The sequence below is a fragment of the Hyphomicrobium zavarzinii ATCC 27496 genome (assembly GCF_000383415.1).
GTDB classification, from domain to species: domain Bacteria; phylum Pseudomonadota; class Alphaproteobacteria; order Rhizobiales; family Hyphomicrobiaceae; genus Hyphomicrobium_C; species Hyphomicrobium_C zavarzinii.
Genome location: NZ_KB911259.1, coordinates 208,845 through 224,704, shown reverse-complemented (window position 1 = coordinate 224,704; position 15,860 = coordinate 208,845). Strand labels below are relative to the sequence as shown.

Genomic DNA, 15,860 nt, shown 5'->3' with positions numbered 1-15,860 from the left:
CGTTTCAGGGAAGGAGGGCGTTTCGCCCATGTATTCGGTCAAGTCCTTTTCCATGCGGCGCTCGTTTGGAGCTGCGGCCGGCGTTCTGCTCACGGCGCTGTGGTGCGCTGGCGCAGCCACGGCCCAGACGGTTCAGAGCGAGCAGCTTCCGGATGTGAAGGGCGCGCAAGGAAAGGCGCAGAAGGCGCCTGCGGCGACGGCCCCGGCGGGGGGCGGCGAGTCTGCCGGTTTGCGTCAGCGTGTGGAGCAGCTCGAGGAGCAGCTCGTCGATCTGCAGGTGGTGATCGGAACCCTCGAATCCCTCGCGCGCACGGGCGGAGCTGCGCCGGCTCCGGTGCGTTCGGAGGCCAGTGGCGGTGTGGCGGCCGGCGATCGCGCCCGGCTCGATAGCATTGAGACACAGATCCGTGCTCTCACCGCGCAGGTCGAGCAGCTTGCGGGCGAGGTGCGGGCCCAGCAGGCTGCTGGCGGGCAACGCCGCTCGGATGCGGGCGGGGCAGCTCAACCGGGCTTTGACCAGCCGCAAACGAGCCGCTTCGGCTCGACCACTGTGACCTCGGACAACGCCGATCCAATCGGGGCGCTCGCCGACCCGAATTACGCGCCCGGTACACAAGCCGGTGCGCCGCCCGTGCCTCCTTCGACCTACGGCGCCGAAACTCTCCCGCCGCCGGGTGGGGCTGCCACTGGCGGCAATCAACTCGCGGCCGTGGATCCGGCTGCTGCGGGCAATCCGAAGCAGCTCTATGAAACGGCTTACGGGCATCTGCTTCAGCAGGACTATGGTGCGGCCCAAGCCGGGTTTCGCGATTTCCTGAAGTCCTATCCGCAGGATCCGCTGGCGCCGAACGCGCTCTATTGGCTCGGCGAATCTCACTACGTGCAGCGGAACTACGCGGACGCGGCGGAAGCATTCGACCTCGTGATCTCGGCCTATGGCACCAGCGGCAAGGCGGCCGATGCCCAGTTGAAGCGCGGCATGGCGCTGGCGCAGCTCGGCAAGCGTCAGGATGCCTGCACGAGCCTGCGTGCGGTCACCTCGAAGTATCCGAACGCGCCGGCGCATCTCAAGGCGAAGGCGGACAGCGAGCGGCAGAGGATCGGCTGCCCGTGACGGCGCCGGCGGCCCGGTGGGAAGCATGACGGCCGCTCCGGGCGACATCCTCCTGCGTGGACTGCGTCCGGGGAGCAGGAGCGGGCTTTGAACGAGCGCCCCCTTCACGATCATTCATTGGAAACTCTGTTCGCGCCGCTGCTGGCGCCGTTCAAGCGCGTGGTGCTCGCCGTGTCCGGCGGCTCCGACAGCATGGCGCTCATGGTGCTCGCGGCGCGGTGGATTGCGTCCGGCCAGGCGCCGCACGATCTCGTCATCGATGTCGCGACGGTCGATCATCGGCTGCGTGCCGGGTCGTCACGCGAGGCGGACTGGGTCGCGGACCGCGCGAAGGCGCTGGGCTTTCAGCATACGACGCTGGTGTGGAGCGGCGACAAGCCGGACGCGAGCATCCAGGAACGGGCGCGCGAGGCGCGCTATGCCTTGCTGGCCGCGCACGCACGCGGCGGGGCACCTTCGGCCGTCGTGACGGCGCACACGGCCGACGATCAGGCCGAGACCTTGTTGATGCGCCTCGGCAGGGGCAGCGGCCTCGACGGCCTTTCGGGCATGGCGCCGTCCCGCCTGCTGCTGCCGGACGGCTCCGTTCATCTCGTCAGGCCGCTGCTCGGCCTTTCGAAAGAGCAGTTGGCCGGAACTCTCAAGAAGACGGACGGAGCGTGGCTCGACGATCCCTCCAACGAGCGGCTCGATTTCGAGCGGGTCCGGCTGCGGATGGCCCGTGAGCATCTCAGCGCGCTCGGCCTTTCCAACGAGAAGCTTGCGCTCAGCGCGGCGCGTCTGCTGCGAGTGCGCGATGCGCTCGAGCAGATCACGGAAGCGCGGCTCGCGGCCCTCGTCGACCAGCACAACGGCGTCTTCGCATCGGTGGCGCAAGGGGTCTGGCGGGGCGAGCCGGGCGAGGTGAGGGTGCGTATGCTCGCCCGTCTCCTGGCGGCCTTTGGCGGCGATGCCAAGCCCGCCCAGCTCTCCCAGGTGGAGGCGCTCGAGGCTGTGCTCGCGCAGGGCATGCCTTTCGCCCAGACGCTCGGCGGCTGCATCGTCTCGCAAGGGCGCACGACGCTGCGGCTTTATCGGGAGCCCGGGCATCATGCGCTTCCCGAGATGATGCTGTCTCGCGGCGGGGAGGCGCTCTGGGATTGGCGGTTCCGGGTGCGCTACGAGCCGCATCAGCCTCTCGAAGGCGAGGGTGACGGCGAAGGGGAGGCTGGCGGCGCGCCGGCCCCCATCCCGCAGGCGGTGAGTGTGCGACCGCTCGGGCTGGCCGCTTATGCAACCCTAAAGGATGGTCTTTCCCCCTATTCCCGGCCGCCGGCACGGGCCGCGGCGGGCTTGCCGGCTTTTTGGGACGGGGACCGGCTGCTTGCGGTACCCTCGCTGCAAAGCGACAGCCGGTTTACGGCACAATTCCTGGGGCTCAAGCGTGGCACGCGCTGAAAGGGGCCGCAAAGGCAGCTTCGGCGGGCCATTGTTGAACGCGGTGTCGATATCCTTCACCAATCCGCAGCGTTACCTCGTCATAGAGGCAGATGCGACCGGCAATAAACTTGGCAAACAGGATCGCGGCACCTATCTTACCATCCAGTTAGACGCGGATCGTTCCGGCCCCTCGGTATTGGGCCGGTTTTTTGGGAACACAGATGAATCCGAACTTTCAGAAGCTTGCGATCTGGGTAGCCGTGTTCGTGCTGCTCGCCGCGCTCTTCAATCTGTTCAACAATCCGTCACAGAGCCGTCGCGGGAGCGAGATCAGCTACTCTGATTTCCTGAGCGCCGTCGATGCGGGCACCGTTTCCGAGGTGACGCTGGCCGGAAACCGCATCTACGGTACGATGCGGGAGAACGCGACGCCCTTCACCAGCTATGCGCCCGCTGACCCGGGCCTCGTGGAGCGGCTGAAAGCCAAGGACGTCAAGTTCAAGGCTCGCCCGTCGGACGAGGACGTGCCGTCGATCCTGTCCGTCATCCTCAACTGGTTCCCCATGCTGCTGCTGATCGCGGTGTGGGTGTTCTTCATGCGCCAGATGCAGTCCGGCTCCGGCCGGGCCATGGGCTTCGGGAAGAGCCGTGCAAAGCTCCTGACCGAGCGGCAGGGCCGCGTGACGTTCGAGGACGTGGCTGGCGTGGACGAGGCGAAGTCCGATCTCGAGGAGATCGTCGAGTTCCTGCGCGATCCGCAGAAGTTCCAGCGGCTCGGCGGACGCATTCCGCGCGGCGCGCTTCTGGTCGGTCCTCCGGGCACCGGCAAGACGCTGATCGCGCGTGCGGTCGCGGGCGAGGCTAACGTGCCGTTCTTCACGATCTCGGGCTCCGACTTCGTGGAAATGTTCGTGGGCGTCGGCGCAAGCCGCGTGCGCGACATGTTCGAGCAGGCGAAGAAGAACGCGCCCTGTATCATCTTCATCGACGAGATCGACGCGGTGGGCCGCCATCGCGGCGCGGGTCTCGGCGGCGGCAACGACGAGCGTGAGCAGACGCTCAACCAGCTCCTCGTGGAGATGGACGGCTTCGAGGCCAACGAAGGCATCATCATCATCGCGGCCACCAACCGGCCCGACGTGCTCGATCCCGCGTTGCTGCGTCCCGGCCGTTTCGACCGCCAGATCGTAGTTCCGAACCCCGACATCATCGGCCGCGAGAAGATCCTGCGCGTGCATATGCGCAAGAGCCCGATTGCTCCGGATGTCGATGCCAAGACCATCGCACGCGGCACGCCCGGTTTCTCGGGCGCGGACCTCGCGAACCTCGTCAACGAGGCTGCGCTGCTCGCCGCGCGCCGCAACAAGCGGCTCGTGACGCAGGCGGAGTTCGAGGACGCCAAGGACAAGGTCATGATGGGCGCGGAACGGCGCTCCATGGTGATGAGCGAGGAAGAGAAGCGCAACACGGCCTATCACGAGGCGGGACACGCCATCGTGGGTCTGTCGGTGCCTTATGACCCGCTGCACAAGGTGACCATCATTCCGCGTGGCCGCGCTCTCGGCGTGACCATGAACCTGCCGGAAGGCGATCGCTACAGCCGCACGCGCCAGTGGTGCGAGGCGCGGCTTGCGGTGCTGTTCGGCGGCCGCGAGGCGGAGATCCTGCTCGGCGGCTCGGACAACGTCACCAACGGCGCGACCGGCGACATCCAGATGGCGACGCAGCTTGCGCGCGCCATGGTCATGGAGTGGGGCATGTCCGACAGGCTCGGACGCGTGCGCTACAACGGCAACGAGCAGGAGGTCTTCCTCGGTCACTCGGTCACCCAGACCAAGAACATCTCCGACGAGACGGCGAAGCTGATCGACGAGGAGATCCGCAACCTCATCCACGCGGGTGAGGAGAAGGCAAAGAAGATCCTGACCGACAACATCGACAAGCTGCATGCCGTTGCCAAGGCGCTGCTCGATTTCGAGACGATCTCGGGCGAAGAGGTGTCGGCGATCATGCGCGGCGATAAGATCATCCGCCGTGACGACGACTCTTCCAAGGGCTCGGCTGGCCCGGCTGTTCCGACCGCAGGCCGCACGCGCCCGCGCGAGGAGCCCGGCACCGGCGGCATGGAGCCTCAGCCGCAGGCTTGATGCCTCACTGGGTGCTCGCTTAAGAGTTCGAACGGCCGCGAAGGGTTTCGCGGCCGTTCTCTTTTCGGGGTCTCATTATGCAACGCTCCCTCTATATCCGTCCGCTCGGGATCTATGCCGCGAGGCAGGGAGACCAGACGCTCGAGGCCCAGCAGGAGATCTGGGGCGGTCTGCCGCTCGCGGGCGGGCCACTTGCCTTCTCCGCGCTCGAAGTGCTGGAGCGTGGTCCGCGCGGAACGTCGCGCCGGACCATCGGCCTCGGAGACCTGTTCGAGCGCGACTGGGGGCGGAACACGCTGGCCGCGTCCGATCTCCTTGAGCAAATCCGCGCGCCCAGGCCCCGGCTCGCGGGGCTCTCGCTCGATCGTCCGCGCATCATGGGCATCGTGAACGTGACGCCCGACAGTTTCTCCGACGGCGGGCAGCACGATACGGGGGGAGCGGCGGTGGCGCACGGTCTCGCGCTTGCGGAGGCGGGAGCCGACATTCTGGACATCGGCGGCGAGTCGACGCGTCCCGGCTCGGATGCGGTGCCGGTGGAGGAGGAGCTGAGGCGTGTCATACCCGTGATCGAGGGGCTGCGCGCAAAGACCGACGCGTTGATCTCCATCGATACGCGCAAGGCGGAGGTGATGCAGCGGGCGGCGGCGGCGGGAGCCGACATTCTCAATGACGTCTCCGCGCTCACGCACGATCCGGCGGCTCTCGACGTGGCGGCGGAAAGCGGGCTGCCGGTCATGCTGATGCACGCTCAGGGTGATCCCAAGACTATGAACGACAATCCGCAATACAGCGACGTGGTGCTCGACGTGTTCGACTTCCTGGAGCAGCGCATCCGCGCCTGCATGGAGGCGGGCATTCCCAAGTCGCGGCTCATCGCGGATCCCGGCATCGGCTTCGGCAAGCACCTCCATCACAACGTTGCCGTGCTGAATGCGATGAGCCTCTATCATGGGCTCGGCGTGCCGGTGCTGCTGGGCGCGAGCCGTAAAAAGCTGATCGGGCAGCTTTGCAATGTCGAAGCACCTCGCGACCGCGTGCCGGGGTCGATCGCGGCGGCTCTGCACTCTGTTTCGCAAGGTGTTCAGATCGTGCGCGTGCACGATGTCGCGGAAACGCGCCAGGCGCTCGCGGTTTGGGAAGCGGCGCAGGCGGGCTCGGAGGCGAATCTGGTCTGATGGGACGAGGCGGCGCGTGCATTTTTTTTGCGCCGGACGTGCCGCCCATGCGTGGTCTTCGAATCCGTCAATAATTTCAGTTCAAAACGGCATCGCAAACCGGCTGGGGTTTGTGCGCCAAGGTGTCTTGGCGCTGGGGCGCGGGCGGCTTAAAATCGCAGCCGTAAGATCAGTTGAGCGCACAGCGGCCCGATAGCATCCGGGGCTTGCGACAGGCAAAATTTGGAATCGTTTTTCAGGGCACAAACGTGCTCTAAAGTTCCTTTCCAGAGTCGGGTGTAGCGGGCGGCGGTCGAAACGATCCTCCGGTCAGGCTCTGGTTCAAAGCGTAGACACCGCTTCGCGGTAAGAGGCTGGGGAGCCTTTGCGGGGCGCGGTCACGGGGTTGATCTTCCGTGTGAGGGAACAGATGACACGCCGCTATTTCGGGACCGATGGCATTCGGGGCTTGGCGAACAAGCATCCGATGACGTCCGAGGTCGCTCTCAAGGTCGGCATGGCTGCCGGCAAGCTTTTCCAGAGCGGCACGCACCGCCACAGGGTCGTCATCGGCAAGGATACGCGCCTCTCGGGCTATATGCTGGAGGCGGCATTGATGAGCGGCTTCACGTCAGTCGGCATGGACGTGTTCCTGCTGGGGCCGATGCCGACGCCTGCCGTCGCCATGCTGACGCGCAGCTTGCGCGCCGATCTCGGCGTCATGATCTCCGCGTCCCACAACCGCTACGACGATAACGGTATCAAGCTGTTCGATCCGGACGGCTACAAGCTCTCCGACGAGACGGAGCTCGAGATCGAGCGTCTGATAGATGGGCCGAGCGAGCAATTGCTGGCGCCGGCGGACCGCATCGGCCGGGCCACGCGCGTGGACAGCGCGCAGGAACGCTATATCGAGTTCGCCAAGCGGACGTTGCCGAAGAACCTCAAGCTCAACGGCCTGCGCATCGTGATCGATTGCGCGCACGGAGCCGCCTACAAGGTGGCGCCGGAAGCGCTCTGGGAGCTCGGCGCCGAGGTGATCAAGATCGGCGTCGATCCGAACGGGCGCAACATCAACTACAAGTGCGGCTCCACTTCGCCCGAAGCGCTGATCGACAAGGTGCGCGAGATCCGGGCGGACATCGGCATCGCGCTCGACGGCGACGCGGATCGTGTGGTGATCGTCGACGAGAAGGGCAACATCGTGGATGGCGACCAGCTCATGGCGGTGATCGCCGAAAGCTGGCACCGGCGCGGAAAGCTCAGCGCGGGTGGCATCGTCGCGACGGTGATGAGCAACCTCGGCCTCGAGCGCTATCTCAAGTCGCACGGCCTGTCGCTCGTGCGCACGCCGGTGGGCGATCGTTATGTTGTCGAGCACATGCGCCGTCACGGCTACAACGTGGGCGGCGAGCAGTCCGGCCATATCGTGCTGTCGGACTTCACGACGACGGGCGACGGTCTCGTGTCGTCGCTGCAGGTCCTCGCGTGCGTGGTGGCAACGGGCAAGCCGGTTTCGGAAGTGTGCGCGCGCTTCACGCCGCTGCCGCAGGTTTTGCAGAACGTGCGCTATGCCAACGGCAAGCCGCTCGACGACAATCGTGTCCGCCGCGCCATCGAGGGCGCGAAGGAGCGGCTGGGCGATGCCGGACGTCTCGTCATTCGTCCTTCGGGTACGGAGCCTGTGATCCGCGTGATGGCGGAAGGTGACGACGAGAAGCTCGTCAACACTGTGGTGGGCGACATCGTGGAAGCAGTGAAGGCCGCCGCGCAGGCCGCGTAGGGCTTCAAGTCTTAACGAAATCTTTCATCGACGACTGTGTGACACCCGTGCCGCAAGGTGCGGGTGTCGCCATGTTGTGCGCACTGAAACGGCACACCGCTTAAGTGTATATTAAACGTTCTCCGACAGAGTCCTTCGAAGGAAGTGCTGCGTCTGTTTAAGGCCCGCGTGCCCATGCGCGGCCGCATTCGAAAGGGACAGTCATGAGATTCTCACGCGTTTGCGTCCTCGCGGGCGCAGCGGTCAGCGCAGCTATTCTTTCGTTCTCCGTCGCGCCTGCACAGGCTGCCGATCTTGGATACGGAAGCGTGAAGGACATTCCGCCTCCGCCGCCGTCGGGCCGCGCCTGGTATCTCAAGGGCACCATCGGTATGAAGAACGCCGAGCCCGGCAGCATCAACATCAACGAGCCGTCCTACAACAGCGATTTCACCACGCATCACGAAGACATCAAGAGCACGGCTCTTTACGGCTTCGGCATCGGTATCGAGCACAGCCGCTGGCTGCGCTTCGACATCACTGGTGAGTATCGCGGCAAGCAGCTCTTCGTCGCGCAGGATTCCTACATCCATGGCGCTTGCGGCGTGCCCGGAAACTGCGGCACGAACGAATACACCGCCGATATCGAAAGCTGGCTCGGCCTCGTCAACGCCTATATCGACCTCGGCACCTGGCGCGGCGTCACGCCTTATGTCGGCGGCGGTATCGGTATCGCCTCGCTCGATGTGCAGGGCTTCAAGGACGTGAACGTCCCGAACAACAGCGTGTTCTACGGCGACAAGGATACCGCGACGACCAACTTCGCCTGGGCGCTCTATGCGGGCATCAGCTACGACGTGACCCCGCAGTTCACGCTCGACCTCGGCTATCGCTACACCGATCTCGGCGACGCCAAGACCGGCCGTGCGACGGCTTTCGACGGGTCCAGCAGCTACAGCGGCCTCGAAATTCGCGACATCGTCTCGCACGACCTTCTGTTCAGCGCGCGCTATCGCCTCGATCAGCCGCAGCCGGTCTACCCGGTGTCGTTCAAATAGGAATAGAAGGCGCGGCCCGACGTATCGTGTCCCGGGCTGCGTCTTCGTTGGTTTTCACCGCTCGAACGGGGCTGGCTGTTGCCGGCCCCGTTTCGTTTTTCGGTACGGTTAACGGATGTGCGCCGGTGCGGACACTGACGTGTCGCACGCTCGTGAGAAAAGGACGCCCCGGCCATAATTTGGTCTCGAAACGGCCGCACACGAGCCATCGGATGGCTGCCGCGCTTCGGAGCATAAACGCCTGAGCAACCGTGGCGACGTATGCCATACGCCTTCATCTCAATCTCACTTCCAGCGGAAAGGTCGCGCCCCGTGAAGCAAGTCCTTGTTGTCACGCTTCTGTCTCTCATGGCGAGCACAGGGCTCGTGCGCGCCGCCGAGGTCGATGCCCAGTCGCGCGTCGATGCGGTGACCGTGTTCCCGATGGGAGCCGAGGTTCTGCGTGTCGCCAAGGTGCAGCTCGAGAAGGGTGAGCACACGCTTCTGTTCAAGGATCTGCCGGCGAGCGCGGTCGAGGGCTCAATCCGCGTCGAAGGCAACGCCACGGGCAAGCTCGAAATCGGCTCCGTCGATACGCGCAAGCTGCTCGTGCCGCGCGCGGATGCGGAAGTCTCCGCCACGGAGCGGCGCAAGATCGAAACGGAGATCGAAGCGCTGCGCGACGATCGCGCCAGGCTCGATGCGCTGGTGCAGAGCGCGGAGACGCAGAAGACGCTCATCTCCAATCTCACACAGCTTCCGACGCGGCCGGCGCCCACGGCGGGTGCGGAGCGCGGCGAGGATTGGTCTGCGATCCTGGCCTTGATCTCGGCAGGCTCGGCGGACGCGCAGCGTACCATCCAGGATGCGCAGGTTCGTATTCGCGAGACCGACCGCAAGATCGAGGATCTCGAGAAGTCGCTCGCGTCGATTGCCCCGGAGAAGACCGAGCGTACAGAAGCAAAGGTGTTCGTGGTGGCGCAGGCCCCGCTCGAAGCGGACATCACGATCCGCTATCAGGTTTCGCATGCGTCCTGGACGCCTCTCTATGATGTGCGTCTCGCCACGGGCGCCAAGACGGTTGCCCCCAAGATCGATCTCGCGCGGCGCGCTTCGATCAATCAGAAGACGGGCGAGAGCTGGGACAACGTCGCGCTCACGCTTTCCACGACGCGCCCCACCGCCGGGGCTGCCGCGCCGGATCTCAAGCCGTTGATCGTCGATTTCGAGCCGGAGGTGCGTCCGGCGCCTCCGCCGCCTGTCGCGATGCCGACGACCGCTCCCGCAGCGGGACGCGCCATGGCGCCGGAGGAGGCCGCCCCGCAGTTCGAGGCGGAAGCCCGCTTCAAGGACAACGACGGCCTTGCCGCTCCGGCCCCCCGCAAGAGGGCGGCCTTGGCGGAGCGTCCGGCGGAGGTCGTGCAGGCGCCGTTCCACGCGCTCTATGCGGTGCCGGGGCGGCTCACCATTCCGGAGACGGGGGAAGCCAAGCGCGTTCAGCTCGGCGCCGAGACCATCGAGCCGCAGCTCACGATCCGCGCGGTGCCGAAGGTCGATGCCAAGGCCTATCTCTATGCCAAGTTCACGCTGCCGAAGGGGTCGCCGCTACTGCCGGGCTCCGTCGCGCTCTTCCGTGACGGCACGTTCGTCGGCACGGGGCGCTTGCCGCTGCTTTCGCCGGGCGAGGAGCACGAGCTCGGCTTCGGCACGGACGACCTCGTCCGCGTGCGTCATGCCGTTGCGCAGGAGACGCGCGGGGAGACGGGCCTGATCTCGACCTCGCGCACGGACAGCCGCAACTACGTGCTGTCGGTGAAGAGCATGCACGAGCGGGCGATCGCGCTCGCGGTGTTCGATCAGATCCCGGTTTCGGCCAACCAGGACATCAAGGTGGAGCTGACGGGCCGGACGACGCCGAGCAAGCAGAACGTCGACGACAAGCGCGGCGTTCTCGTGTGGGAGGGCAAACTCGAACCGGACCAGGAGCAGACCATCGAGTTTGGTTACCGGGTCTCCTGGCCCTCCGCTAAGTCCATAATTTACCGGCAATAATCGCGCAGGCGCGGTTGTGGCTGCACGACTTTGGTCGGAGTATTTCTGTCCCGGGAAATCCTTCCTGCGGAGCCGTGCGGGCGGTGGCGGATAGTTGTTGGCCAGGGCCGCGACCGACGCTAAATGTAAATCAGATGGTTCCGGCCCCGGCTCGATCAGCCGGGGCCATTTCATGAGAATTGGTGGAAGACATGGCTAACGTCGTGGTCGTCGGCGCGCAGTGGGGCGACGAGGGGAAGGGCAAGATCGTCGATTGGCTCTCCGAGCGGGCCGATGTGGTGGTGCGCTTCCAAGGCGGACACAACGCAGGCCATACGCTGGTGATCGGCGACAAAACCTACAAGCTCTCGCTGCTGCCTTCGGGGGTGGTGCGCGAGGGCAAGCTCGGCATCATCGGCAACGGCGTGGTGGTCGATCCGTGGGCGCTCTCCGCCGAGATCGAGAAGCTCAAGGCGCAGGGCGTTTCCATCACCCGGGACAACCTGCGTATCGCGGAGAACGCGACGCTCATCCTGCCGTTCCACAGCGAGCTCGACGTGATGCGCGAGGACGCGGCCGGAGACGGGAAGATCGGCACCACGGGGCGCGGCATCGGGCCGGCCTACGAGGACAAGGTGGGGCGGCGCGCGATCCGCGTGCAGGATCTCGCCAACGTCGACACGCTCGGCCCCAAGGTCGACCGTCTTCTACTGCATCACAACGCGCTTCGCCGCGGCCTCGGCAAGCCCGAGATCAGCAAGGACGCGGTGATGGCGGATCTGCAGGAGATCGCGCCCAAGGTGCTCGCTTACGTGGATGTCACGTGGGATCTGCTGGACCAAGAGCGGAAGGCGGGTAAGCGCATCCTGTTCGAAGGCGCACAGGGTGCGCTGCTCGATGTGGATCACGGCACGTATCCGTTCGTCACCTCGTCCAATACGGTAGCGGCGCAGGCCGCGACCGGGTCCGGCATGGGGCCGGGCTCGCTCGGCTTCGTGCTCGGCATCGCCAAGGCGTACACGACGCGCGTGGGCGCGGGGCCGTTCCCCTCAGAGCTCACCGACGAGATCGGCGAGACCATCGGTGTGCGCGGCCACGAGTTTGGCACGGTGACCGGACGCAAGCGGCGTTGCGGCTGGTTCGACGCGGTGCTGGTGCGGCAGGTGGCGAAGGTTTCCGGCATCAACGGCATCGCCTTGACGAAGCTCGACGTGCTCGACGGTTTCTCCGAGATCAAGGTGTGCGTCGGCTACAAGCTCGACGGCAAGAAGCTGCAGCGTCTTCCGGCGTGCGCGCACGCGCAGGGGCGTGTCGAGCCGGTCTACGAGACGTTCGAGGGCTGGTCGCAGTCGACGCGGGGCGCGCGGCGCTGGGCGGACCTTCCGGCGCAGGCGGTCAAGTATGTCCGCCACATTGAGGAGCTGATCGAGTGCCCGGTCACGCTGCTCTCGACGAGCCCCGAGCGCGACGACACCATCCTGATGCGCGATCCGTTTGCGGATTGAGGGCAGTAGGCCTGCGCTGACTGGGTGCCGTCAGCGGCCGGAGATCTGGCCGCTGAAGCTTGCGAGCGCCCCGCTTTCCAGCTCGAGCGCGAGAATGCGCTGCGGGTTCACGGGGCCCGGGAAGGTGATGGTGCCGGGAGCCACGGGCTTGAAGCCGAAGCGACCGTAGTAGGGCTCGTCTCCGACCAACACCATGAGCTTGAGGCCCGCGGCTTTCGCGGCCTCGATTACTTCCGTGACCAAGGCACGGCCGTAGCCCTGGCCTGCATACTCCGGCGCGACGACGAGCGGCCCGAGAAGGATTGCGCCTTTCTTTCCGCCGATGGAGATCTCGGACATGCGGAGAGCCGCGATCAGCCGGTTGTCGTCGGATGCGGCGAGCCGGCAGAAGCGGGAGATTTCGGCGCCGGTGCCCTTCTGCTCGCGCACGCGATAGGCCGTACGCGCGAAACGGCCTGGGCCGAACACGCGGTCGTGCAGGGCGGAGATCAGAGGGATGTCTTCCGGCGTCGCGGGCCGGCTCAAGACTTTCGAGAGCATCGGGGGCAGATCCTGGGCTGAGTGCGGACGGCTATCTTTCAATGCGCATGGCGCGACGAGCGCGCTCGTCGCGGCGGCATCGGTCTCAGGCTCGCGGATAGACTGCTCATGGGCGGGGCTTTAGCACGGGGTCCGGGATGGGTCCAGACCCTTGGTCCGACGTCGTAAATCGTCGCATAACCGTCACGGAGACCAGTTGTGGGAGCGTGGCCGGAGGCCCCTGATTTCGAGCATGCGCTCGCGGGTCGGGCCGTTCACGGCCTCGGGGAGCGCGTCCCAGGGAAACAGCTTCTGCTCGGCGATCTCGGCATTCGGGCGGGGGATCGCGGGCTGGTGCCAGGCCCGCACGAGGAACAGGACGATGTGATCGTTCGGGAACAGGCGGTGATTGGCGTAGATGCCGAACAGCTCCGGCGGGCCTTTGAGATCGACGCCCGCTTCCTCCCTGAGCTCGCGGGTGAGCGCATCCTCCACCGTCTCGTTCTTCTCGACGCCGCCGCCGGGAAAATGCCAGCCGGGGCGGTAAGTGTGGCGGATGAGGAGCACCCGGTTCGCGTCATCGAGCACGACGCCTTGCGCACCCAGCGTCAAGCCGCGAGAGTGGCGCCAGTAGCGTTGCAACACCTTGCTGATCATCTTGTCAGGCGACACGCGCGTTCTCCCGCATCATGATCGCCGTGCGGCGGCGGTCGAAGGACGACGCAAGCCGCCACGGCTCGAGGGCATATGACTGACACTTTTACGCTTGTCCATCTCTCGGACGTCCATCTCTCGCCGATCACGGGCTTTCATGCGCGGCATTGGAATGCCAAGCGTGCGCTTGGATTCCTGAATTGGCAACGCGGACGGCGGCGCGTGCATCTGAGATCAGTCGCGGAGAGGCTTGCGGCGGATGCGCTGGCGCAGGCGCCGGATCATATCGCGGTGACGGGCGATCTCGCGAACCTCGGCCTGCCGGGCGAATACGCCGCCGCGCTCGAGTGGCTTAAGGCCCTGGGCGAGCCGGAGCGTGTCTCGGTGGTGCCGGGCAATCACGACATCTACACGGGCCGCCTCGGCGGCGCCTCGTGTCTCGATAGCTGGGCGCCCTACATGCGCAACAGCGAAAGCTGGAAGCGGGACGAGGCGGTGCGATTTCCTTACGTGCGCACGCAAGGCCCGGTGGCGCTGATCGGTCTCAACTCCGCGGTGCCCACGCCGCCGTTCGTTGCGGCGGGAGAGCTCGGGCGGGCGCAGCTCGAACAGTTTGCGCTTTGTCTCGAACGGCTCGCCGAGGCGAAGTTCATTCGTGTCGTGCTGATCCACCATCCGCCACTTCCGGGCCTCGCTCCGCCGCGACGCGCGCTTCAGGATGCGGCCGCGTTCTCCGACGTGCTCGACAGATACGGCGCGGAGCTGGTTCTGCACGGGCACAACCATCGGGAGATGCTCTCGTGGCGCGCCCATTCCGGCCGTGGCGTACCGGTTCTCGGTGTTTCCTCCGCCTCGAGCGCGCATGCGCATAAGGACGAACCGCTGGCACGCTATTATCTGTTGCGTATCAAGCGCGACGATGGCGCCGTTCACATTCACTGCGAGACGCGCGGACTTGCCTCACCGGATGGCGAGGTGATCAGTCTCGGCCGGCGCGATCTCGTTGCTCCGCCTCGATGAAACGCAGTTTGTGACAGCAATTGTGGCAGGCACGCACCGCTCGTGCGGCTGATTGCGGGGGCAGACACGCGCCGCGATCGTGCTAGGGTTCGCGCTTCTCTGAACGCACTCGAGGAGCCTCGTTTTTTGCCGCGCTTCAGACGTCATCTCAAGATCAACCTCGCTCTCCAGGGTGGCGGCGCACACGGCGCCTTCACGTGGGGCGTGCTCGATCGCCTGCTCGAGGAGGAGAGCCTTTCGTTCGAGTGGGTCTCGGGCACGAGCGCGGGTGCGGTGAACGCGGTTGCGCTGGCTGCGGGTCTTGCCGAGGGTGGACGCGAAGGCGCGCGCGCGAAGCTTCGGCAAGTGTGGGAAGCGGTGCACAAGGCCGGTGTGCCGGATCTCCTGCGTCTCAACCCGTTCCTGTTCGGTCTCAGCAATGCGACCACGCTCGCGCAGGTGGCGAGCATCCTCTCGCCTTATGACTTCAATCCGCTGGGCTTCGATCCTCTGCGCAACCTGCTCGCGGAGACAATCGACTTCAAAGCCATTCGCGAGAAGGCGCCGGTCGGTCTCCTGATCGCGGCGACGGAGGTTGCGACGGGGCGTCCGCGCTTGTTCCGGCGTGAGGAGATCACCGTGGAATCGGTGCTGGCATCGGCGTGCCTGCCGACACTGCACCGGACAGTCGAGATCGACGGCGTCGGCTATTGGGATGGCGGGTTCTCTAAGAACCCTGACATCGTGACGCTCGCGCTCGAAAGTCCGGTGAGGGACACGCTGATCATCGAGATCAATCCGCTGGTGCGCCGCGAGTTGCCGAAGGGGGCGCGGGAGATCGCTGGGACGGCGAACCGGCTGACCTTCAACGCACCGCTGTTGAGGGACGTGGAATTGATCCTGGCCGTGCGCGAAGCGATGCGCGGGCGGTTCGGATCGATCCGGCGCGGGCGGCAGAATCCGCTCGCCGCGCATCGTTTTCACATGATCGAGGCGGGGCGCTACACCTCGTCCCTTTCGGACGACAGCAAGCTCAAGCCCGATCTTGGGCTGCTCACCTATCTGCATTCCGCCGGGCGCACGCAGACCCACAAATGGCTCGCTCAGAACCTCAAGTTCATCGGCAAGCAGGAGACGGTGGATCTCGCGCAGCGCTTTCAGGCAGCCGGCAGCCTCACGGCGGCGGAGGATGAGCCGATCGCGAGCAGCGACACCGAGGCCGTCTCGTCGCGCGCTTGAGCGGACGTTTTGCGGCTCGCGTGTCTGGATGCCGGCCGTCCCTGCGAAGCATGGCTCCGCCATGATCGCCGGCATGATGTTTTGGCGGGCGTGCGCGCAAGTGCAAACTGCACGTCACACCGGCGAAGGCCGGTGTCTAGACCGATGAATTATGGGCCTGAACCGGATTTGCGGGCAATGGAGCGGGCGACGGCCGTTCGGTTATGAATGTGCTCTTGCGGACGCTGCGTCCGTGGCTCCCGCATGTGAATGTCGGCGTTGCCCCTCGGTCCGACGA

General features: G+C 65.7%; 12 protein-coding genes. 10 read left to right on the top strand and 2 right to left on the bottom strand.

The window, feature by feature from the left end; genetic code table 11:
- Positions 1-28 precede the first annotated feature (28 nt).
- From ybgF to F812_RS0115320, 8 genes are all read left to right on the top strand, one after another.
- Entirely contained in the window at positions 29-1,114 is a 1,086-nt protein-coding gene (gene ybgF / locus F812_RS24165) for a tol-pal system protein YbgF (protein ID WP_020086870.1), read from the top strand.
- Positions 1,115-1,201: 87 nt separating this feature from the next.
- Positions 1,202-2,551, top strand: a complete 1,350-nt coding sequence (gene tilS, locus F812_RS24160) for a tRNA lysidine(34) synthetase TilS (RefSeq protein WP_020086869.1) — start codon at positions 1,202-1,204, stop codon at positions 2,549-2,551.
- Positions 2,552-2,754: 203 nt separating this feature from the next.
- On the top strand, positions 2,755-4,680 hold the full coding sequence (gene ftsH / locus F812_RS0115345; protein WP_020086868.1) for an ATP-dependent zinc metalloprotease FtsH: 1,926 nt from the start codon (positions 2,755-2,757) through the stop codon (positions 4,678-4,680).
- Positions 4,681-4,757: 77 nt separating this feature from the next.
- Positions 4,758-5,858, top strand: a complete 1,101-nt coding sequence (folP, locus tag F812_RS0115340) for a dihydropteroate synthase (protein ID WP_020086867.1) — start codon at positions 4,758-4,760, stop codon at positions 5,856-5,858.
- Between the two features lie 409 nt (positions 5,859-6,267).
- Positions 6,268-7,620: a phosphoglucosamine mutase gene (gene glmM / locus F812_RS0115335; protein ID WP_020086866.1), complete on the top strand. Its 1,353-nt coding sequence runs from the start codon at positions 6,268-6,270 to the stop codon at positions 7,618-7,620.
- 203 nt (positions 7,621-7,823) lie between these two features.
- Positions 7,824-8,657, top strand: coding sequence for an outer membrane beta-barrel protein (locus F812_RS24155; protein ID WP_020086865.1), 834 nt, complete (start codon positions 7,824-7,826; stop codon positions 8,655-8,657).
- 312 nt (positions 8,658-8,969) lie between these two features.
- Entirely contained in the window at positions 8,970-10,688 is a 1,719-nt protein-coding gene (locus tag F812_RS0115325) for a mucoidy inhibitor MuiA family protein (protein ID WP_020086864.1), read from the top strand.
- Positions 10,689-10,879: 191 nt separating this feature from the next.
- Positions 10,880-12,172 (top strand): adenylosuccinate synthase, encoded by a 1,293-nt coding sequence (locus tag F812_RS0115320; RefSeq protein ID WP_020086863.1) that lies wholly within the window; start codon positions 10,880-10,882, stop codon positions 12,170-12,172.
- Between the two features lie 30 nt (positions 12,173-12,202).
- On the opposite strand, the gene F812_RS0115315 is transcribed toward F812_RS0115320, so the two are convergent.
- Positions 12,203-12,712: a GNAT family N-acetyltransferase gene (locus F812_RS0115315; protein ID WP_020086862.1), complete on the bottom strand. Its 510-nt coding sequence runs from the start codon at positions 12,710-12,712 to the stop codon at positions 12,203-12,205.
- Positions 12,713-12,895: 183 nt separating this feature from the next.
- Positions 12,896-13,363, bottom strand: a complete 468-nt coding sequence (locus F812_RS24150) for an NUDIX domain-containing protein (protein WP_020086861.1) — start codon at positions 13,361-13,363, stop codon at positions 12,896-12,898.
- 75 nt (positions 13,364-13,438) lie between these two features.
- Between F812_RS24150 and F812_RS0115305 the strand changes: the two genes are divergently transcribed.
- Together F812_RS0115305 and F812_RS0115300 are read left to right on the top strand one after the other, a co-directional pair.
- The gene (locus tag F812_RS0115305) at positions 13,439-14,365 is read left to right on the top strand and encodes a metallophosphoesterase family protein (RefSeq protein WP_020086860.1); all 927 of its coding nucleotides are present in this window, start codon (positions 13,439-13,441) and stop codon (positions 14,363-14,365) included.
- A 126-nt stretch (positions 14,366-14,491) separates the two neighbouring features.
- Positions 14,492-15,583: a patatin-like phospholipase family protein gene (locus tag F812_RS0115300; protein WP_020086859.1), complete on the top strand. Its 1,092-nt coding sequence runs from the start codon at positions 14,492-14,494 to the stop codon at positions 15,581-15,583.
- The last annotated feature ends 277 nt before the right edge of the window (positions 15,584-15,860 follow it).